This window comes from Acidimangrovimonas sediminis (genome assembly GCF_002871005.1).
GTDB classification, from domain to species: Bacteria; Pseudomonadota; Alphaproteobacteria; order Rhodobacterales; family Rhodobacteraceae; genus Acidimangrovimonas; species Acidimangrovimonas sediminis.
Map to the genome: position 1 here is coordinate 16,790 of NZ_PHSN01000033.1, position 20,678 is coordinate 37,467.

The following is a 20,678-nucleotide window of genomic DNA, read 5'->3' on the forward strand; positions in this document are numbered from 1 at the left end:
CCTCCTCTTTCCTGCGGATCCCTAGCGGCGGCTCGCGCGCAGGGTCTTCAGCCCGGCGAAGACGCCTTGCGGAAAGACCAGCAGCACCACGAGCAGCACGCTGAGCGCCGCGACGTTCTTGAAACTTGCGCCCAGGAAGGCGATCGCGAGGGCCTGCAGCACGCCCAGCAGCAGCCCGCCCGCCACCGCGCCCCCGGCAGAGCCGAACCCGCCGATGATCGCGGCGATGAAGCCGTTCACCCCGAAAGGCGTGCCGATGTTGTAGGCGGTGATCTGGCTCGGGGTGATCAGGATCCCCGCGATGGCACCCAGGGCGGCGCTCAGCGCGAAGGACAGCATCATCATCCGGCGCACCGGAATGCCCAGAAGGGACGCGGCCTCGGCGTTCTGCGAACAGGCGCGCAGCGCCCGCCCCATCCGCGTCCGCGTGAAGAAGAGCCACAGCCCCCCGACCATCAGCGCGCCGCATCCCAGCACCCAGAACAGCTGGTACGGCACCGCCACTCCGCCCACCATCAGGGGGCCGCCGGGGGTGAAGCTGTTGAAGGTGCGGGGCTGGTCGCCCAGCGTCAACAACGTCACCTGTTCAAGCAGCATCTGGCTGGCCAGCGTTGCGAGGATGATGGCGAAGATCGAGGCGCCCCGCGTCCACATCGGGCGCACCACCGCCACCTCCATCACCACGCCGATCAGCGCGACGATCGGCACGGTCAGGATCGCCGCCAGCCAGATCGGCAGGCCGAACCGCGCCAGCAGTGTGGCGCAGATCATGCCGCCCAGCATCACGAACACGCCCTGGGCGAAGTTCACGATCCCCGAGGCGTTGTAGATCACGCAGAATCCGATCCCGACCAGGCCGTAGATCAGCCCCAGCCCGATCCCGTTGACGAGGTTCTGCACAAGTTGCACGGCATCAATCATCGTATCCCTCCGTACCGCCGAGATAGGCGGCGATGACCTCGGGATGCGCGCGGATTTCCTCCGGCGTGCCCTCGGCGATCTTGCGTCCGAAATCGAGCACCGCGATGCGGTGGGCGATCTGCATCACCAGGCCCATGTCATGCTCGATCAGCATGATGGTGACGCCGTTCTCGTTGACCTTGCGCACCACACGCGCAAGCTCTGCCGTCTCCTCGGTGTTCAGCCCCGCCGCGGGTTCGTCGAGCAGCAGAAGCTTCGGCCCCGCCGCCAGGGCGCGGGCCACCTCGAGCAGGCGTTGCTCGCCGTAGGGCAGCAGATCGGCGGTCACGTCGGCACGGTGCGACAGGCCCACGAACTCGAGGATCTCGGCCGTCTTCTCGCGGATCTCGCGTTCCTGCCGGCGCACCCCGGGTGGACGGACCAGGGCCGAGAAGACCCCGCCGGTCGTGACCCGGTGGAACCCCACCATCACGTTCTCGGCCACCGTCATCTGCTTGAAGAGCTGAACCAGTTGATAAGTCCGGACCAGCCCGGATTGCGCGATCTCGGCGACCGAACGCCCCGAGATCACCGCCCCGTCGAAGGCCACCTCGCCCTCGGACGGCGGAAAGGTGCCCGCCACCATGTTGAAGAGCGTGGTCTTGCCTGCGCCGTTCGGCCCGATGACGGCGAATATCTGCCCCGCCTCGACCGTGAAGGCGATGCTGTCGTTGGCCACCAGCCCGCCGAAGCGCTTGGTGATGTCGCGGATATCGAGCATCGTCATGGCTCAGCCCTCCCGGTCCGGCAGGATCCGCTCCAGAAGGCCATGCAGCCCCCTAGGTGCGTAGATCAGGATGGCCAGCAGCAGCAGGAGGTAGCCGACGGTCTGGAAATCCTTGAGGCCGCGCATCACCTCGGGCAGCATCGACACCACCACCGCGCCGATCAACGGGCCCGCGATCGTGCCGATGCCGCCGAGGTAGAGCATGGTGAAGCTTTGCACGACCATGGCGGTGCCGAAGACCTCGGGGCTGATGAAGCCCACGAAATGCGCGAACAGCGAACCCGCGGCCGAGGCATAGACCGCGGCGATCACGAAGGAGATCAGCTTGTAGCGCGCCACCGGTATGCCCAGGGCACCGGCGGCAAGCTCTGACCCCGCGATCGCCCGGCAGGCCCGCCCGAAGCGCGAGTTCTTCAGCCGCGCCGCGGCGATGACACCGAGGGCCAGCAGCACGAAGATGACCGCAAGCTGCGCCTTAGGGCTGTCGGCGTAATAGGGGCCGATCCCCAGCGGCGGGATCCCGGAATAGCCCATGTAGCCCTGCGTCAGGTCGGTCCAGTTGATCGAGATCTCGTAGGTGATCAGCCCGAGCGCGAAGGTCGCCATCGCCAGATAATGGCCGCGCAGCCGGAGCGTCGGGTAGCCCACGATCAGCGCGACGAGGCCCGAAAAGCCCATCGTCAGCACCAGCGCAACGGCCGGTTCGACGCTGTAATCGGCGGTCAGGATCGCGCTGCCGTAACCGCCGAGCGCGGCAAAGGCGTTCTGGCCGAAGGAGGCCTGCCCGGTGAACCCCATGAAGAAGTTCAGGCCGGTGCAGAACAGCGCGTAGATCGCGGCGAAACCGATCACCGTGACGACATAGCCGTTCGCGGTGAAGGAATAGACGACGATCGCGACGGCCAGCACCCCGAGCAGGATCTGGCGCCAGGGAAGCCCGCTCCTAGTGGAGGTAGTATCGGGCAAGGTCATGGTGAGACTTGATTTCATGGGAAGGCAACTCCGCGACGACGCGCCCCAGCGACAGCACGTAGACCCTCTGGGCAAGCCGGAGCGCCAGCGGCGCCTTCTGCTCGACCAACAGGATCCCGAGGCCTTCGCGGTTGAGCTCGCCCAGGGTTTCGAGGATTTCGGCGGCCACGCGCGGTGCGAGGCCGAGAGACGGTTCATCGAGCATCAGGAGCTTTGGCCCCGCCATCAGCGCCCGCCCGATGGCGAGCATCTGCTGCTCGCCCCCGGACATCAGCGATGCGGTCTGGTCCAGCCGCTCCTTGAGGCGCGGGAACAGGGTGAAGACCCTCTCCATCCGCGCCGACAGTTCGCCCGCGTCCCCGCCGGCGTTGTAGCCGCCGAGGATCAGGTTCTCGCGCACGGTCATCTCGGAGAAGAGGCCGCGCCCCTCCTGCACCATGATGATCCCCAGCTCCGACAACCGGTGCGTGGGCAGCGCGCTGACGTCCTGCCCCTGGAAAAGGATCGTGCCCGGTCCCGGCGTCAGGCGGGTGACGGCGCGCAGCAGCGTCGACTTGCCCGCCCCGTTGGGGCCGAGGACGGTGACAAGCTCTCCCTCCGCGACCGTGATCGACGTGGGCTTGAGCGCATGCACATGGCCGTAGCGCGCCGACAGGTCGCGGATCTCGAGAAGTGGCGTGGTCATGACCGGCTCACTTCACCTGGACGAGCGCGCCGTCCTTCACCTCACCCATCACGAAGGGGTTCTTGACCACCCCGTTGTGCTGCTTGGGCGAGAACTCGTAAAGCGCGGCAGCCCCCTGGTAATGGGTGATCTCCTCGAGCGCGTCGCGCACCTTGGGCCCGTCGGTCGACTTCGCCAGGGTTACCGCCTTGTCGATCACCATCATCGCGTCCCAGGCGCGCGAGGCGGCGCTGCCGTCGCGGTCGCCGTACTTCGCCTTCCAGCGGGTCAGGAACGCGTCCAGCGCGGCCTTCGCCTCGGCATCGGTGACGGCGCTGGGGATCTGGACCGCGGTCGCCGCGAACATGAAGTGATCGCCCAGCACCTCGCCCGCCTGCACATAGGGCGCGGCATCGTCGAGGCCCGACAGCAGAAGCATGTCCTTGAGACCCAGCTGCTTGACGTTCTTGGCGATCGTCACGGTCGATCCGCCGATGCCGATCTTGATGATCGCGCCCGCCCCGGCGGCATTGATCCGGCCGACCTGAACGCTCATGTCGCTGTCGTCCTGCTGGTAGGTTTCGTGGGCGACGACCTGGATGCCGTATTGCTTGGCGGCGGTCTCGGCCAGCTTGGCCATCAGCATGGCATAGGGCGAGGGATCGTTGAGGATGCCGACCTTGCGGATCTGGGTGTTGTCCTTGAGATAGGCCATGCGCGTCTGCAGCTCGTAGATCGGCGGCGGCAGGAAGCTGAAGGCCCAGTGGATCTCGTTTTCGCGGCGCGGCAGGATCGAGCACAGGACCATCGGGATCTTTGCCCGCGCCACCGCGCCCGCGGCGGCGAAGTTGCCGGCCGAGACGCATCCCGACGCGAAGATCTGGACGTGGTCGTTCGACATCATCTTCTGATAGGCGACGACCGCCTGCTGCGGGTCGGACTTGTTGTCCTCGACCACCAGCTCGACCTTGTGGCCGTCGATCCCGCCCTTGCCGTTGAGGTAATCCGCCGCGAGCTGAAGCCCGTCGCGCCAGCCGCGATCGGTGGTCGCGGCATAGCCCGTAAGGCCGACCGCCGCGCCGATCTTGTAGACATCCGCGGCATGGACCGGGCCTGCGAGCGCAAGCGCCAGCGCAGCCGCAAGAGTGATGCGTCTCTTCATGTTCCTCCTCCCAGAGCAGCATTTCGTTTAACGAAACGATGTTTCGTATTTCTGAAACAGGGAGGGAGGAGATGTCAAGCCCTCAGGCTCAATCGAGGACGTAGCCGAGCTCTGCCGAGATGCTGCGGGCGGCCTCCAGCACGCCGGCGATCTGTTCCTTCGTCGGCTCGGGCGCGATGAACTGGACCGAGTCGACGATCGCCACCGCGCCCACCAGCGCCCCCGACGCCTCGAAGATCGGGGCGGCCAGCGTGTTGATGCCGATCAGCGATTCGTTTGGGGCGGTGGCCCAGCCCCGGTGACGGATTCTCTCGATCTCGGCGCGCAGGGCGGAGGCGGTGGTGATCGTGTGTTCGGTCATCTTCTCAAGCCGCGACGACAGCACCTCGGCCCGCAGGCTCTCGGACCCGAAGGTCAGCGCCACTTTGCCATGCGCCGAGGAATGGAACGGCAGCAAGGACCCGGCCCTGACACCGATCTCTATCGTTGACTTACCTGTAATCGTTGACAAAATACGCGCGCCTTCCGGCTCCACCTGCGACAGGACGGCGGAATGTCCAAGGCCCTCGCGCAGCGCACGAAGCGCACGGTAGCTGGCGATCGCCAGGTCCTGGTTGTCGCTTGCAGCCCGCGCCAGCGCCAGCAGCCGCGAGCCGATCCGATACCGCTCCGTCGTCTCTGATTGCAGGATGTAGCCGTATTGCTTGAGCGTATGCAGATGCCGGAAGATTCGGCTTTTCGTCGTGCCAAGCGCCTCGGCCAGCGCGGTCACCCCCATGGGCTTCCCCTCTTCCGCGAGCCGCTCGAGTATCTTCAGCGCCAGCGCAACCGCCTGGACGCCTTCGCCGCCTTCGCCTGTCACCTTGGGCATTCCTGCCTCCTTGATCCGGGAACGCGGGCCTGCCTTGGCCAGCGCGTTCACAATTTTCTGTCTCCTTCAAAAATTGCTATTATGTTTTTCCTATCGAAACAAGTTGCGATGAATTTCCGCGAATCCCGCACTGGCCCCTGCCCCCCGACACGGCAGGGTCGGCGTTTCGCATCCGGCGCACAGGGGATGCCTTGACATCCCTCGCGTTGCGACCAACGATCCACGGCACTCGTCATGTTTCGTTAGGGAAAACATGATGTCAAGGGTGCCTGCCCCGCGCAGGCCACAGGCCGGGAGGACAATCATGGGCCGGAAAGTCATCATCACCTGCGCCGTCACGGGGTCGATCCACACCCCGTCGATGTCGCCCCATTTGCCGATCACCGCCGACCAGATCGCCGAGGCCGCCGTCGGCGCGCGCGAGGCCGGCGCGGCCATCGTCCACCTGCACGCCCGCGACCCCGCGACAGGCCAGCCCGACCAGCGCCCCGAGGCGTTCGAGCCGTTCCTCAAGGTCATCAAGCAGCGTTCGGACGTGGTGATCAACATCACCACCGGCGGCGCGCCGACCATGTCGGTCGAGGAACGCCTGCGCCCCGCGGCGATCTTCCAGCCCGAGGTCGCATCTCTCAACATGGGGTCGATGAACTTCGGCCTCTACCCGATCCTCGACAAGAAGCAGGACTTCGCCCAGGCGTGGGAAATCGATTACCTGGAAGGCTCGCGCGATCGGGTCTTCCGCAACAGCTTCGCCGATATCGAGAGCATCCTGACCACCTGCGCCGACAGCCGGACCCGGTTCGAGATCGAGTGCTACGACATCGGGCACCTCTACACGCTGGACCATTTCGTCCGCCGCGGGCTGGTGACGCCGCCGTTCTTCGTGCAGTCGGTGTTCGGCATCCTCGGCGGCATCGGCGCCCACGGCGAAGACGTACTGCACATGCGGCGCACGGCCGACAGGCTGTTCGGCGACGCCTACCGCTGGTCGGTGCTGGGGGCGGGCCGGCACCAGATGCCGGTCGCGCTTCAATCGGTCCTGCTGGGCGGCCACCTGCGGGTGGGCCTCGAGGATTCGCTCTATGCCGGGCGCGGCCGCCTGGCGCGCAGCAATGCCGAGCAGGTCACACTGGCCCGGCAGATGGTCGAAAGCCTCGGGTTCGAGGTCGCCACCCCGGACGAGGCGCGCGAGATCCTGAACCTCAAGGGCGGCGACAAGGTGGCGTTCTAGGGGGCCGGCGCCCTAGGCAATGTCGGCATAGGCACCCGGAAGGTCCGCGATCGCCGCGCCAAGCTCATGCAGGCCCGCGTCGATCCGGTCCTCTCCGATATAGCCCACGCCCATGCGCAGGTAGCGGCCCGCGTCCCGCGGCGCGACGAACGGGTCGCCGCTTTCGATCAGCACGCCGCGGCGCGCGGCGGCCGCCAGCAGTGCTCGGCCGTCCAGCCCCGGCGCGCATTCCAGCCACAGGCTGGAGCCGACCCCGGGCCCGAGGCGCAGCTTCGGCAGGTGCCGGGTCACGCCCTTCGCCGCGCGCTCGAACCGGCGCTCCAGCGCGTCCTGCAGGTTGCGGATCAACTGCAGGTAATGGCCCTCCGCCAGGAAGATCGCCGCCGTGCGCTGGTTGTTGAGCGGGCACGACCGGTGCATCAGCCGGCGCAGCCAGCGGGCCTCTTCGATCAGCGCGGCATCGGCGACCATGAAGCCCAGCCGCACCCCCGGCGCCAGCACCTTCGACAGCGTGCCGAGGTAGATCACCCGCCCGTCCTCGTCGAGCGACTTGAGCGTGACGCCGTCGCCCGAGAATGTCGTCTCGCCCTCGTAATCGTCCTCGACCAGGATGGTGCCGTTCTGCCGCGCCAGCGAGAGCGTCTCGAGCCGGCGCGAGGAGGTCATGGTCACGTTGGTCGGGCAATGGTGCGCGGGCGTCAGCAACGCGAGGTCGAGCGCCCCGCCCCCCAGCCGCGCGCCGGCGGAATCGACGGCCAGTTCGACGATCTCGGCACCCTCTGCCTCGACGATGTTGCGGCTGTCGGGATAGCCCGGCACCTCGACCCCGACCCGCGTTCCCTCGCGCACCAGAAGGCGCGAGATCAGGTAGAAGCCGTGCTGCGAGCCCAGCGTGATCAGGATCTCTTCGGGCCGGGCGAAGATGCCGCGGCGGGGCAGGATCTGGGTGCGGATCTGCTCGATCAGCTGCGGGTCGTCCTCGTTGGCGCGATCGGCCGCCCACCAGTCGATCGCCGCGCGCCCCAGCGCATCGCGCGAACAGCTGCGCCAGATGTTGATCGGAAACAGCGCCGGGTCGACCTGGCCATACACGAAAGGATAGGGAAAATCCTGCCAGTTCGCGGGCTTGACGAGGTGGCGGTGCTGCGACGGCCGCTGGCGCAGCGCGCGGGACCAGTCCACGCTCCCGCCTCCCGTCGGCGCGGGCGTCTGCGCGGCCGCGGGGTCGGCGGCGGGAAGATCGGGGGCCACGAAATAGCCCCGCCGCGGCCGCGCCTCGAGATAGCCGCGCGCGACCAGCTCTTCGTAGACCGCGGTGACGGTGTTGCGCGCGATGCCCAGCTGCCCGGCCAGCTGCCGCGAGGGCAGCAGCTTCTGGCGCCGCTGCATCTGCCCGGCGTGAATCGCGTCGATGATCGAACGGCGAAGTTGGGACTGGATCGGGGCGCCGCTGTCGCGGCGGATCGGGGGAAGCATGCGAAGTGACCTTGTGCGTGATCCCGCACCAATGCCCCGAACCGCCCGTCAGCGTCCAGTTCCCCGCTTTGGCGCATGCGGGTGCGGGCGCGCCCGCGGCCAGAAACTGCACAACAACCGGGCACGCTGCCGAACCTCTGGGCAGCGCGTTCCAGGATCATCCCGCCGCACACCACCCTGCCCCGGGCATTTCCCGGAGCGTCCAGGGCGGGCGCGGGTCAGATCAGGCCAGCCAGTCCCCGCGCGCCGGCAAACAGCGCCGAGCAGGCCATGACCGCGATCGCCAGCCTGCGGTACTGGGCATGATCGAGACGGCGGAAGGCGGCCATCCCGGCCCATGTCCCGATCAGCATGGCGGGCAAGGACAGCGCCGTAAGCATCAGGCTCTGCCGATCGATCGCCCCGGCGAGCACCAGCCCCGGCATTGCCATCGCCGAAGTGAAACAGAAGAAGACAAGCAGCGTGGCGCGGGTCTGCACCGGCGCCAGCCCCGTCGTCAGGTAATAGGCGACCGCGGGCGGGCCCGGCATAGCCGCCAGCCCGGAAAACACCCCCGAGGCAACCCCCGCCCCCAGCGCCAGCCCCGGGTGCGGTGCGGTCCCGGCCGGACGCCGCCGCAGGATCAGCCCAAGGCCCGAAAGCACCGCAAACGCGATCAGGATTCGCGCGGCATTCGGACTCAGCCCGGCCAGCGCCGCGATGCCGATCGGAATGCCGATCAGCGACCCGATCGCCAGCCGCGCCAGTGACGGCAGGTGCAGGCTGCCGCGCAGCGTCACCACGTCGCGCAGCCCCACGATCAGCTGCAGCATCACGGCGAGGGCCACCGCCTCCAGCGGCGGGGCGAAGAACGACACCGCGGGCACGGCAGCCAGCGCGAAGCCGAACCCCGCAAGCCCCCTGACGAAGGCCGACAGGAACACGGCGGCGATCACCACCGCCAGCGTCTCGATGCTCATTCCTGCCGCCCCTCTGCGCGGCCGCCCCGATCTCAGCCGGTGACGGCGGTCAGCGCCTCTTCGATCGTGTCGGCGATACGGTCGATCTCGGCCTCGCCGGCGATAAGCGCGGGGCTGAGGCAGAGCGTGTTGTTATAGCCCGGGACCGAACGGTTGGTCATGCCGAGGATCACGCCCCGCGCGTCGCATTCCGCAACCACCCGCTGCACGATCTTCTCGTCCAGGGGCTCACGCGTCTTGCGGTCGGCCACCAGCTCCAGCCCGCAGAACAGGCCCGCGCCCCGCGCCTCGCCCGCCACGGCGAATTTCTCGGTCATCGCCTCGAGCCGGTCCAGCAGGCGCACGCCCATGGTCTTGGTGTTGGCCAGCAGGCCCTCCTCCTCGATGATGCGCATGTTCTCCAGCGCTGCCGCCGGCCCCGCGGTACAGCCGCCGAAGGTCGAGATGTCGCGGAAATAGCTCATCGGATCGGCGGCATCCTCGCGGAAGGCGTCGAACACCTTCTCGCTGGTCACGAGGCACGAGATCGCGGCGTAGCCCGAGGCCACGCCCTTGGCCATGGTCACGAAATCGGGCTCGATCCCATAGTTCTGATAGCCGAACCATTCGCCCGTGCGGCCGACACCGCAGACCACCTCGTCGATGTGCAGAAGGATGTCGTATTTGCGGCAGATCTCCTGCACGCGCTCCCAGTAACCCTTCGGCGGCACGATGACGCCGCCACCGGCGGTCACGGGCTCCAGGCAGAGCGCGCCAACGGTATCGGGGCCCTCGCGCAGGATCACCTCCTCGATCGCGTCGGCGGCGCGTTCGCCGTAATTCTCGATCGCGCCCCACTGGCTGCGGTATTCGAGGCAGTGCGGCACCTCGACGAAGCCCGGCGCGAAGGGGCCGTATTCCGCCGCGCGCTGCTCCTGCCCGCAGGCCGAAAGCGCGCCGAGGGTGGTGCCGTGGTAATCGCGCTCGCGGTAGAGGATCTTGGTCTTGCGGCCGCCATGGCGGCGATGGGCGATCTGGCGCACCATCTTGAACGCCTTCTCGTTCGCCTCCGACCCGGAGTTGGCATAATAGACGCGCTTCAGCCCGGGCATCTTGGCGATCAGCGCCTCGGCAAATCGCGCGCCTGGGATCGAGCCTGCCGACCCCGCGAAGTAGTTCAGCGTCACCAGCTGCTCGCGTACCGCGTCGGCAATGCTTTCGCGGCCGTAGCCCACGTTCACGGTCCAGACGCCGCCCGACACCGCATCGAGGAATTCGCGGCCGTTCTGGTCCCAGACCTTCATGCCGTGGCCACGCATGATGATCCGCGGGTCCTTCTCGTCGAACGCGCGGTGCTGGGTCAGGTGGTGCCAGACATGGCTGCGGTCGGCCTCGACCAGCCCGGAAATGTCGTTGTCGTACATCGCATACCCTCGCGCGTTTATCGGTCGCCCCGTCTTGGTGCCGCGCAGGGGAAGGAGGACAGGGCCAGCGGTTCGGATTTGATGGGGCCACCGCCGGGCGCAACGGGCGACGACGGGACACGCAGCCGCAGCGCGGAGGGCGCGCTGAAACGCGCACCCCATGTTACGTCCATCACCCTCTGGCCCATCCCTTACCTCTGGCCCAACCCTCTGGCCCAAGCCTCTGGCCCAGTCCGCGCCGTGCCGGTGGACCTGCCCCCGCCGAATGCCGCCCCCTAGGTTCGGGCGGATCGCAGGAAGGACAGGACATGACCGCACAGACCACGATCTTCAGCGCCCGCGCCATCCGCACCATGAGCCGGGCGCAACCGCTGGCCACCCATGTCGCCGTGCGCGACGGTCGCATCCTCGCCGTCGGCACCCTCGCCGAGTGCCAGGGCTGGGGCCCCGCCACGCTGGACAAGCGCTTCGCCGACAAGGTCCTGATGCCCGGCTTCGTCGAGGCCCATGGCCACGCGATGGAGGGCAGTGTCTGGCGCGACTTGTTCCTCGGCTATTTCCACCGCCACGCGCCCGAGGGCGAGCTCGAAGGCGGCCTGAAGGATGTCGAGGCGGTCATCGCCCGGCTCAAGGAGCGCGAGACAGCGATGGAGGACCCCGACGCGCCGCTGCTGGCCTGGGGTTTCGACCCGATCTACTTCGCCGGCGCGCGGCTGACCCGGCACGATCTCGACCGCGTGTCGACCACGCGGCCGATCCTGATAATTCACGCAAGCTTTCACATCATGAGCGTGAACACACCGGTGCTCGAGATGGCGGGGATGTTCGGCGAGGTCGAGGCCGAGGGGATCCTGCGCGATGCCCAGGGCGACATCACCGGCGAGCTTCAGGAAATGGCCACGATGTTCCTTGCACAAAAGGCCGTGGGCGCCGCCTTCGGCCTGCGCGACGTCGATGTGGAAAGCGTTCGGCGTTATGGGCGCTCGGCGGTGAACGCGGGCGTCACGACCGCCGCCGACCTGCACCAGACCATGACAGACCAGGTCGTCATGGCTTTCGCCGAAGCGACTTCGGCCCCCGATTACCCGCTCCGGGTCGTACCCGCGATGGGCGCGATCGGTTACGGCATCGAGGAAGGCGTCGCCCGCGCCACCGCGCTGCGCCAGATGGGGAACGAGCGGTTCTATCCCGGCCTCGTCAAGATCATGACCGACGGCTCGATCCAGGGGTTCACCGCGCGGGTGAAATGGCCGGGCTACTACAACGGCGCTCCGAATGGCATGTGGAACCTGCCGCCCGCGACACTGAAGGAGATGATCAAGGCCTACAACGCCGCCGGGCTGCAGATGCACCTCCACGTGAACGGCGACCAGGCCAGCGAATTCGTCATCGACACGCTCGCCGAGGGCCTGCGCGAGGCCCCCTTCCCCGATCATCGCCACGTGCTGCAACATTGCCAGATGGCCGACCGCGCGCAGTTCCGCAAGGCGCGCGCCCTCGACCTCGGCGTCAACCTGTTTGCCAACCACATCTACTACTGGGGCGATCAGCATTATGCCCTGACCATGGGGCCGGAGCGGGCGAACCGGATGGATGCCTGCGGCTCCGCGCTGGCCGAGGGGCTGGTGCTGGCCATTCATTCCGACGTGCCGGTGACGCCGCTCGGGCCGCTGTTCACCGCGTGGTGCGCGGTCAACCGCCAGACCGCCACCGGCCGCATCCTCGGCCCCGAAGAGCGGATCACCGTGGAACAGGCGATGGAGGCGATCACGCTGGGAGCCGCCTGGCAGCTGAAGCTCGACCACCTCGTGGGCTCCATCGAGGTCGGCAAGTTCGCCGATTTCGCCGTGCTCGACCGCGACCCGTTCGAGACCGCCCCCGAGGCCCTGCGCGACATCCGCGTCGAAGGCACGGTGAGCGGCGGCCTCTGGCACGAAAGCGCAATCCCCGCATGAGGGCGCGGCAGGCAGGTGACGGCAGGACCGTGACATCATGAGGAGGCGCGCATGAGCATCCCGGCCACCATCCTCGGCGGTTTCCTCGGCGCGGGGAAGACGACGCTGCTGAACCGCATCCTCGCCTCGGCGCCGGCGCGCACGGCGGTGCTGGTGAACGATTTCGGCGCGCTGAACGTCGACGCGGCGCTGGTGCAATCGGACGACGGGCTGACGATGGAGCTGTCGGGCGGCTGCATCTGCTGCTCCCTCGCCGACGGGCTTGGCCCCGCCATCTCTCGCGCGCTGGACCACGCGCCAGAGGCGATCCTGATTGAGGCGAGCGGCGTCTCCGAACCCCGCCGCATCGCCGAATTCGCCCTGCTGGAGCCGCGCCTGAGGCTGGACCTCGTCGTCGTGCTGGCCCACGCGGGCGAGATCGCCCGGCACCTTGCCGATCCGCTGGTCGGCGACATCGTCGAGCGGCAGTTCATCGGCGCGGACCTCGTGGTTCTGAATCACACAGACACCGCCCCCGCCCCGGTGCTGAAGCGCGCCCGGGACGAGGTGACCCGCCTTGCGCCGAACGCCGCGCGGGCCGAAACGGTGCGGGCCGACCTCCCGCGCGAGCTTCTCCTGCCCCGGCCGCTCGCGCTCTTCGCGACTCCAAGCGGTGGGGCGGGTCGCGAGGCCGCGCATCAGGGCGTGTTCCACAGCGAGACATGGGTGCCCCCGGCGCCGCTTCACCCGGCGCGGCTGGAAACCCTGCTGAAGCACCTGCCGCGCAGCCTGTTGCGGCTGAAGGGCTGCCTCGATCTGGCGGAAGAGGACGGGTTGCAGCTGCTGCAATGGGTCTCGGGCCGCTGGATCCTGAGCCCCGCGCCGGACAAGGCCCGCCCCGGCCTCGTCGCGATCGGCACCGATCCGGATTTCCGGCTGGCCGAGGCGCTGGCGCCCGCGCTGGCCGATACCGTCACGCTCTAACCCTCTGACCCAGCCCCAGTCACGGCACCTGTCCTTGCGGCGCGGGACGGGATGCCGGGCGGCCCGGGCTGCGAACGCGGCCGGACTGGCCCCATGAATTGCGCCGCTCTGGACCAAGCAAAGCTGCAGTGCAGCACGGATGATCGACCCATGACAGAACAAAGCCCCGTCCTTCCCTCTGCCGAAGATCTACTGGCCGCCTATGCCGGCGTGAACCTGATCGGCAACGCCCGCCTCTCCGCCGCCGCGACCCTGACGGTCGAGAACCCGGCCACCGGCAAGGCGCTGGCCGAGGCCGCCGCCAGCCGCGCGCCCGAAGTGGATGCCGCCGTCACCGCCGCCCGGGCCGCGGGCCCCGGCTGGGCCGCCCTGCCTGCCCGCCAGCGCGGCCGCAAGCTGGCCGATGCCGCCCGCGCGCTGGCCCCGCTGGCCGAACCGATCGCCCGCCTCCTGGCGATGGAGACCGGCAAGGCGATCCGCACCGAATGCCGGGGCGAGGTGGCGACCGCGACCGATATCCTCGACTTCCATGCAGGCCTCGGGTCGGAGCTGAAGGGCGAGACGGTGCCCTACCACCCTCGCATGATGACGCTGACCACGCGCGAACCTCTTGGCGTCGTGGCCGCGATCCTGCCGTGGAACGTGCCGCTTGTGCTGATGATGCTGAAGATTGCGCCGGCGCTGGTGGCGGGCAACACCGTGGTGGTCAAGGCCGCGGAAGAGGCCCCCTTCGCGACCTTCGCGATGGCCGAGGTGCTGATGCGCCACCTGCCGGACGGCGTGCTCAACGTCGTCTGCGGCGACGGCCCGGATTGCGGCGCGGTGCTGACCGCGCACCCCGACGTGGCCAAGATCACCTTCACCGGGTCCGAGGAGGTGGGCGGCATCGTCTACCGCGCCGGGGCTGAAAAGATCATCCCGGTAAGCCTGGAACTGGGCGGCAAGAGCCCGATGATCGTCTGCGCCGATGCCGATCTGGAGAAGGCCGTGGCCGGCGCGATTTCCGGCATGCGGTTCACCCGGCAGGGGCAAAGCTGCACCGCGTCCAGCCGGATCTACGTGCACGACAGCCTGTTCGACGCCTTCCTGGCCAAGCTGACCGCCGCGCTGGACGCCCTGAAGATCGGCGACCCGCTGGACGAGGCCACCGACATCGGCACCATCGTCTCGCCCCGGCAGGCCGCCATCGTGCGCGACTACGTGGCCAAGGCTGAAGCCACGCCCGGCGCGCGCGTCCTCCGCTGCGGCGCGCTGCCCGACGATACCGCCCTCGCGGCCGATCTCTTCGAGCGCCCGACGCTGCTTCTCGACCTGCCCGAGGATCACCCCTGCCTGCGCGAGGAGATCTTCGGCCCCGTCGCGGCGATCCAGCGCTGGGATGATTACGACGACGTCATCGCGCGCGCCAACGACAGCGATTACGGGCTGGCCGCGACGGTCTGGACCGCGTCGCTTTCGACCGCGCTGGACGCCACCGCGCGGCTGGATGCGGGCTACGTGCAGGTCAACCAGAACCTGACGATCCAGCCCAACGTCAGCTATGGCGGCTTCGGCCGATCCGGCCTCGGCAAGGAGGCGTCGCTCGAGGCGATGCTCGAGCATTTCACCCGAAAGAAGACCATCGTCCTGAACTTCGACTGATCCGGAGGGGCCGGACCTGCCGGCCCCCTCTTTCGTCCAACGAGACCAACAGGGAAATGACATGACAGCACTTCGTACCAAGGCCTTGGCCGCGCTCGCCGCCACCTCGCTGGCGGCACTCTCGCTGACGGCGGGGCCGGCGCTGGCGCAATCCGCGCCGAAGGATGGCGGCACGCTGGTGATGGGCACCGTGGGCGTGCCGCGCCATTTCGACGGCGCGATCCAGTCGGGCATCGCCACCGCCCTGCCCTCGACCCAGATCTTCGCCTCGCCGCTGCGCTACGACAAGAACTGGGATCCCGAGCCGTATCTCGCGAAAAGCTGGGAGGTGGCGAAGGACGGCAAGAGCGTGACGCTGCACCTGGTCGACAACGCCAAGTTCAGCGATGGCACGCCGGTCACCGCCGAGGACGTGAAATTCTCGATCGAGACGATCAAGAAATATCACCCGTTCAAGACCATGCTCGCCCCGGTCACCACCGTCGACACGCCCGACAAGTACACCGTGGTGATCCACCTCGCCCATCCCTACCCGGCGCTTCTGCTGGCGATGTCGCCGGCGCTGATGCCGATCCTGCCGGAGCACGTCTATGGCAAGGGCGACATCCAGACCAACCCCGCGAACCTGAAACCCGTGGGGTCGGGCCCGTTCAAGCTTGTCAGCTACAAGCAGGGCGACAGCTACGTGCTCGAGAAGAACCCCGACTTCTTCCTCAAGGGGCGCCCGCATCTCGACAAGATCATCGTCAAGATCTTCGCCGACCCCGAGAACATGGTGCTGGCCGTGCAGAACGGCGAGGTCGACGTGGCGCCGCTGCTCAGCGACGTGCGCGACATCCAGCGGCTGGAGAAGGCGCCCGACGTGACCGTGTCGAACAAGGGGTTCGAGGCGATCGGCCCGATCAACTGGCTTGAGTTCAACACCAAGAAGAAACCGTTCGACGACGTGCGCGTGCGCCAGGCGATCGGCTACGCGATCAACAAGAAGTTCATCGTCGACCGGCTGCTGGGCGGGGTGGCAAAGCGTGCCTACGGCCCGATCGCGCCGGGCTCGCCCCTGGCCACGACCGACGTGAACCACTACGACTACAACCCCAAGAAGGCGAACGAGCTTCTGGACGAGGCCGGGCTGAAGAAGGGCGCCGACGGCACCCGCTTTACCATGACGGTGGATTACATCCCCGGCTCGGTCGACATCGGCCGCAACGTGGTGGAATACATGCGTTCGGCCCTGCGGCAGGTGGGCATCAAGGTCGAGGTCCGCACCTCGCCCGATTTCCCGACCTGGTCCAACCGGATCTCGAACTACGATTTCGACCTGACCGAGGATGACGTCTACAACTGGGGCGACCCGGTGATCGGCGTGGCGCGCACCTACCTGTCGTCGAACATCCGCAAGGGCGTGGTCTGGGCCAACATGGCGCAATACGACAACCCGAAGGTCGACAAGCTGCTGAACGAGGCCGCGGTCGAGGGCGACCCGGCCAAGCGCAAGGAACTTTACGCCGAGTTCCAGAAGATCGTGGTGGGCGACGCGCCGATCCTGTTCCTGAACACCGTGCCCTTCGCCATCGCCTACAAGAAGGGGCTGGAGAACGTGCCGGCGGGGATCTGGGGTTCGCTCCAGCCGTGGGACAACGTCTACTGGTCGAAGAAGAACTGATGACGGATCGGGGGGCGCCAGCGCCCCCCTTTCCCGCCGTGCCGCGCCCGTCGCGGCATTTCCATTCGGGCCCCGAAAGCCCCCTTCCCGAGGAGCGTCCATGCGCAAGCTCGCCCCCCGTCTGATTTCGGCCATCGGCCTGCTGCTGGCCGTGCTGGTCCTGAACTTCCTGCTGATCCACGCGGCGCCTGGCGATCCGGTGCAGGTGATCGTCGGCGACATGGGCGGCGCCTCGCCGCAGCTGATCGCCCAGATGAAGGCGCAATACGGCCTCGACAAGCCGTTGCCGGTGCAGCTTGGCCTGTATCTCTGGCAGGTGCTCCACGGCAATTTCGGCTACTCGGTCTATTTCAACATGCCGGTGCTGGACCTGATCCTGCAACGGCTGCCCGCCACCATCGTGCTGGTGCTCTCGTCGCTGATCCTTGCCGTGGTGATCGGCACGCTCCTGGGCATCTTCTCGGCCCGACGGCCGCGCGGGATCCTGAGCCACCTCGTCACGCTGGTCTCGCTCTTCGGCTTCTCGGCGCCGGTGTTCTGGACCGGGATCATGCTGACGATCCTGTTCGCCTCGGTGATCCCGATCTTCCCGGTCTCGGGGATGTTCTCGGTGCGCGACACCGGCGGGTTCTTCGCCCAGACGCTGGACCTGCTGCGCCACCTCGTGCTGCCCTCGGTCACGCTGGCCTCGATCTACATCGCCACCTATTCGCGCCTGGCGCGCGCCGCCATGCTTGACGTGCTGGGGGCCGATTACATCCGCACCGCCCGCGCCAAGGGGCTGAGCGAGCGCCGGGTGGTCTTCGGCCACGCGCTGCGCAACGGGCTGATCCCGATCGTCACCATGGTCGGGCTGCAGTTCGGCCAGCTGCTCGCCGGCGCGGTGCTGGTCGAGACTGTGTTCAACTGGCCCGGGCTCGGGCGGCTGGCCTTCGACTCGATCCTGCGGCGCGATTACTCGACCCTGCTCGCGATCCTGTTCTTCTCAGCGATCCTGGTGATGGTGGCGAACGCGCTGACCGACCTTGCCTATCGCTGGATCGACCCGAGGATCGGAGGCGGACGCACCCGCAAGGCCACGAAGACACCCGCCGCTCCGGGCTCCAAGAGCCCCGGCCCGGCCAAGGGATAAGACCATGACCGACGCAACCAACACCGCCCCGCTGACCGCACCGGTCCCCGAGGCCCCGGCCGCGCGCCCCACCCGCCCCGCGGTTGAATTCGCGCGCAGCTTCGCGGCCAACCGCCCGGCCCTCTTCGGCCTCGTGCTGCTGATCGCGATCCTGTGCATGACCTTCCTCGGGCCGCTGATCTACCCGGTGAACCCCTACGACATCGTCGACATGCCCTTCGCCCCGCCGGGGGGTGAATATGCCCCGCTCGGCACCGATTACGTCGGGCGCGACATCCTGTCGGGCATCATCAACGGAGGCCGCGCGACACTGGCCGTGGGCGCCGCCGCGGCGGTGATCTCGGTCGTGCTGGGCATCCTCATGGGCGCGCTCGCCGGGTTCTACGAGGGCCCGATCGACGCCGCACTGATGAAGGTGACCGAATTCTTCCAGATCCTTCCCACGCTCCTGCTGGCGATGGTGGTGGTGACGGTCTTCGGATCGAACCTCTACACCATCACCGCGGCGATCGGCATCGTCAGCTGGCCGCAGGTCGCCCGCCTCGCCCGGGCGGAGTTCCTGCGCATCCGCAAGCTCGACTATGTCGAGGCCGCCCGTACCGCAGGCGCCCGCAACCGCTACCTGATCTTCCGCGTCATCCTGCCCGGTGCGCTGCCCCCGCTGGTGGTGGCCGCCGGGTTGTCGGTCGGCTCGTCGATCCTGTTCGAAGCGGGGCTTTCGTTCCTCGGCCTCGGCGATCCCAACACCATGAGCTGGGGTCTGATCGTCGGCCAGAACCGCAACTACCTGCTCGACGCATGGTGGACCGTCACCCTGCCCGGCGTCGCGATCTTCCTGACCGTGCTGGCGATCAGCCTCGTCGGTGACGGTATCAACGACGCCCTCAACCCCCGACTGCGGAGGCGCTGATGGACCCCGTTCTCCAGATCAAGGACCTCAAGGTCGAGGTCGACACCGGCACCGCCGTGCATTCCGTCCTCGACGGGGTGACCCTGACGCTCCGGCGCGGCCAGACGCTGGCCGTGGTCGGCGAAAGCGGCTGCGGCAAATCGATGACCGCGCTGTCCGCCATGGGCCTTCTGCCCGACCGGTTCCGCATCGCGGCGGGTCAGATCCTCCTGGGCGAGGAAGACCTCGTGCAGGTCCGCCCGCAGCGCCTGCGCGCGCTGCGCGGTAACGCCATGTCGATGATCTTCCAGGAACCCATGACTTCGCTCAACCCGGTGCTGACGGTGGAACGCCAGATCGCCGAGGTGGTGGAACTGCACCAGGACAAGACCGGCGCCCAGGCGCGCGAGATCGCGCTGGAGATGCTGCGCGCGGTGCAGATCCCCTCGCCCGAGACGCGGCTGGCGGCCTACCCGCACGAACTTTCGGGCGGCATGCGGCAGCGGGTGATGATCGCCATCGCGCTGGCCTGCCGTCCCCGCGTGATCATCGCCGACGAACCCACCACCGCGCTGGATGTGACGGTGCAGGCGCAGATCTTCCGCCTGCTGCGCGAATTGCAGATGCAGACCGACACGGCGATCATGCTGATCACCCACGATATGGGTGCGGTGGCCGAGATGGCCGACGAGGTGGCAGTGCTCTACGCCGGCAAGTGCATCGAGGCCGGGCCGGCGGCGCAGCTTCTGGCCGCGCCTGCCCATCCCTATACCTCGGGCCTGATGGCCTGCACGCCGAAGCTGCGGCTGGGTCGCGCGGCCCTCACCGCACCTGCCCGCGGGCTGGGCGAGATCCCGGGGATGGTGCCACCGCTGGGCCAGTTTCCCCCCGCCTGCCGCTTTGCCCCGCGCTGCGCGCGTGCCACCGAGAAATGCCACGCGACGCCCCCCGAGACGGTGCGCCTGGGCCCCGATCACGAAACGCTCTGCTGGCACCCCAACGAGGCCCGGGAGGCCGCCCCCGCATGCTGACGGTCGAGAACCTCAAGGTCCACTTCCCGCTTTCCTCGGGCGCCACGGTGCACGCGGTGGATGGCGTCAGCTTCTCGGTGCGCGAGGGCGAAAGCTTCGGCATCGTCGGCGAGAGCGGCTCGGGCAAGTCCACGACGGCCAAGGCGCTGATGCGGCTGGTCGACCCGACCGAGGGCAGGATCGAGCTTCTGGGCAACGACCTGGCCACCATGGACGCGGGCGCGCTGCGCCGCGTCCGGGCACAGTTCCAGATGGTGTTCCAGGACCCGTTCTCGTCGCTCAATCCGCGCATGCGGGCGGGCGCGGCGGTGCGCGAGCCGCTGGACCTGATGGGCATCGGCGCCCCGGCCGACCGCGAGAAGCGGGTCGAGGCGATGTTCCGCGCCGTGGGCCTGCATCCCGATGCGCGGCGCCTCTTTCCACACCAGTTCTCGGGCGGGCAGCGTCAGCGTCTGTGCATCGCCCGCGCCATGGTGACGGAGCCCCGCCTCGTGGTCTGCGACGAGCCGGTCAGCGCGCTGGACGTGGCGATCCAGGCGCAGATCCTGAACCTTCTGCATGGCCTCCAGCGCGACAAGCGCCTCGCCTATGTCTTCATCTCGCACGATCTGGCGGTGGTGCAGCACATCTGCACCCGGGTCGCCGTGATGTACCTCGGCGAATTCGTCGAGGTGGCCGATACCGCAACCCTCTTCGCGCGGGCGAAACACCCCTACACCTGGTCGCTGATGGCCGCCGCACCCTCGGCCGAAACCGGCCGGGCACAGAGCGACTACGTGCTGACCGGCGATCCGCCCTCGCCCGTCGACCCGCCGCCGGGCTGCCGCTTCGCCGGGCGCTGCCCCTTCGCCACCGACCGCTGCCGGGCCGAGAAACCGGTGCTGCGGTCGATGACCCAGGGCCATGCCGTCGCCTGCCACTACGCGGGCGAGCTGACCCCGCCCCTGCCGGAGCTGGCCGAGGCGGTCTGACACCCGGC

At 68.2% G+C, this 20,678-nt stretch carries 18 protein-coding genes; 9 read left to right on the top strand and 9 right to left on the bottom strand.

The window, feature by feature from the left end; translation table 11 throughout:
• Positions 1-21: 21 nt before the first annotated feature.
• The 6 genes from CVV76_RS21835 to CVV76_RS21860 form a co-directional block, all read right to left on the bottom strand.
• The gene (locus CVV76_RS21835; RefSeq protein ID WP_102226807.1) at positions 22-921 is read right to left on the bottom strand and encodes a branched-chain amino acid ABC transporter permease; all 900 of its coding nucleotides are present in this window, start codon (positions 919-921) and stop codon (positions 22-24) included.
• Complete coding sequence (locus tag CVV76_RS21840; RefSeq protein WP_102226808.1) at positions 914-1,687, bottom strand: ABC transporter ATP-binding protein; 774 nt, start codon at positions 1,685-1,687, stop codon at positions 914-916. Before CVV76_RS21840 ends, CVV76_RS21835 begins: the two co-directional genes overlap by 8 nt.
• Positions 1,688-1,690: 3 nt before the next feature.
• Entirely contained in the window at positions 1,691-2,677 is a 987-nt protein-coding gene (locus tag CVV76_RS21845; RefSeq protein ID WP_102226809.1) for a branched-chain amino acid ABC transporter permease, read from the bottom strand.
• The gene (locus CVV76_RS21850) at positions 2,631-3,344 is read right to left on the bottom strand and encodes an ABC transporter ATP-binding protein (protein WP_102226810.1); all 714 of its coding nucleotides are present in this window, start codon (positions 3,342-3,344) and stop codon (positions 2,631-2,633) included. Before CVV76_RS21850 ends, CVV76_RS21845 begins: the two co-directional genes overlap by 47 nt.
• A 7-nt stretch (positions 3,345-3,351) precedes the next feature.
• Positions 3,352-4,485, bottom strand: a complete 1,134-nt coding sequence (locus CVV76_RS21855; protein ID WP_102226811.1) for an ABC transporter substrate-binding protein — start codon at positions 4,483-4,485, stop codon at positions 3,352-3,354.
• Positions 4,486-4,573: 88 nt separating this feature from the next.
• Positions 4,574-5,356 carry an IclR family transcriptional regulator gene (locus tag CVV76_RS21860; RefSeq protein ID WP_146010348.1) on the bottom strand — a complete coding sequence of 261 codons (783 nt, stop codon included), beginning with the start codon at positions 5,354-5,356 and terminating at the stop codon, positions 4,574-4,576.
• 304 nt (positions 5,357-5,660) lie between these two features.
• Between CVV76_RS21860 and CVV76_RS21865 the strand changes: the two genes are divergently transcribed.
• The gene (locus tag CVV76_RS21865) at positions 5,661-6,587 is read left to right on the top strand and encodes a BKACE family enzyme (RefSeq protein WP_102226813.1); all 927 of its coding nucleotides are present in this window, start codon (positions 5,661-5,663) and stop codon (positions 6,585-6,587) included.
• Between the two features lie 12 nt (positions 6,588-6,599).
• Here the strand turns inward: CVV76_RS21865 and CVV76_RS21870 are convergent, their stop codons facing one another.
• The 3 genes from CVV76_RS21870 to CVV76_RS21880 all read right to left on the bottom strand — a co-directional run bounded on the left by CVV76_RS21870 (position 6,600) and on the right by CVV76_RS21880 (position 10,425).
• Positions 6,600-8,063: an aminotransferase-like domain-containing protein gene (locus tag CVV76_RS21870; RefSeq protein WP_102226814.1), complete on the bottom strand. Its 1,464-nt coding sequence runs from the start codon at positions 8,061-8,063 to the stop codon at positions 6,600-6,602.
• Positions 8,064-8,281: 218 nt separating this feature from the next.
• Positions 8,282-9,022 carry a sulfite exporter TauE/SafE family protein gene (locus CVV76_RS21875; protein WP_102226815.1) on the bottom strand — a complete coding sequence of 247 codons (741 nt, stop codon included), beginning with the start codon at positions 9,020-9,022 and terminating at the stop codon, positions 8,282-8,284.
• Positions 9,023-9,054: 32 nt separating this feature from the next.
• A complete protein-coding gene (locus CVV76_RS21880) occupies positions 9,055-10,425 on the bottom strand; it encodes an aminotransferase family protein (RefSeq protein WP_102226816.1) in 1,371 nt (456 codons plus the stop codon).
• A 308-nt stretch (positions 10,426-10,733) separates the two neighbouring features.
• Between CVV76_RS21880 and CVV76_RS21885 the strand changes: the two genes are divergently transcribed.
• The 8 genes from CVV76_RS21885 (at position 10,734) to CVV76_RS21920 (ending at position 20,670) form a co-directional block, all read left to right on the top strand.
• Entirely contained in the window at positions 10,734-12,380 is a 1,647-nt protein-coding gene (locus CVV76_RS21885; protein ID WP_102226817.1) for an amidohydrolase, read from the top strand.
• Between the two features lie 51 nt (positions 12,381-12,431).
• Positions 12,432-13,343 carry a CobW family GTP-binding protein gene (locus CVV76_RS21890; RefSeq protein WP_102226818.1) on the top strand — a complete coding sequence of 304 codons (912 nt, stop codon included), beginning with the start codon at positions 12,432-12,434 and terminating at the stop codon, positions 13,341-13,343.
• 150 nt (positions 13,344-13,493) lie between these two features.
• Positions 13,494-14,984 carry an aldehyde dehydrogenase family protein gene (locus tag CVV76_RS21895; protein WP_102226819.1) on the top strand — a complete coding sequence of 497 codons (1,491 nt, stop codon included), beginning with the start codon at positions 13,494-13,496 and terminating at the stop codon, positions 14,982-14,984.
• 61 nt (positions 14,985-15,045) lie between these two features.
• Positions 15,046-16,647, top strand: a complete 1,602-nt coding sequence (locus CVV76_RS21900) for an ABC transporter substrate-binding protein (RefSeq protein WP_102226820.1) — start codon at positions 15,046-15,048, stop codon at positions 16,645-16,647.
• A 100-nt stretch (positions 16,648-16,747) separates the two neighbouring features.
• The gene (locus tag CVV76_RS21905) at positions 16,748-17,779 is read left to right on the top strand and encodes an ABC transporter permease (protein WP_102226821.1); all 1,032 of its coding nucleotides are present in this window, start codon (positions 16,748-16,750) and stop codon (positions 17,777-17,779) included.
• A gap of 4 nt (positions 17,780-17,783) precedes the next feature.
• Complete coding sequence (locus CVV76_RS21910; RefSeq protein WP_102226822.1) at positions 17,784-18,689, top strand: ABC transporter permease; 906 nt, start codon at positions 17,784-17,786, stop codon at positions 18,687-18,689.
• Positions 18,689-19,699 (top strand): ABC transporter ATP-binding protein, encoded by a 1,011-nt coding sequence (locus CVV76_RS21915; protein ID WP_102226823.1) that lies wholly within the window; start codon positions 18,689-18,691, stop codon positions 19,697-19,699. Before CVV76_RS21910 ends, CVV76_RS21915 begins: the two co-directional genes overlap by 1 nt.
• The gene (locus CVV76_RS21920) at positions 19,693-20,670 is read left to right on the top strand and encodes an ABC transporter ATP-binding protein (protein WP_102226824.1); all 978 of its coding nucleotides are present in this window, start codon (positions 19,693-19,695) and stop codon (positions 20,668-20,670) included. The genes CVV76_RS21915 and CVV76_RS21920 overlap by 7 nt, the downstream gene beginning before the upstream one ends.
• The last annotated feature ends 8 nt before the right edge of the window (positions 20,671-20,678 follow it).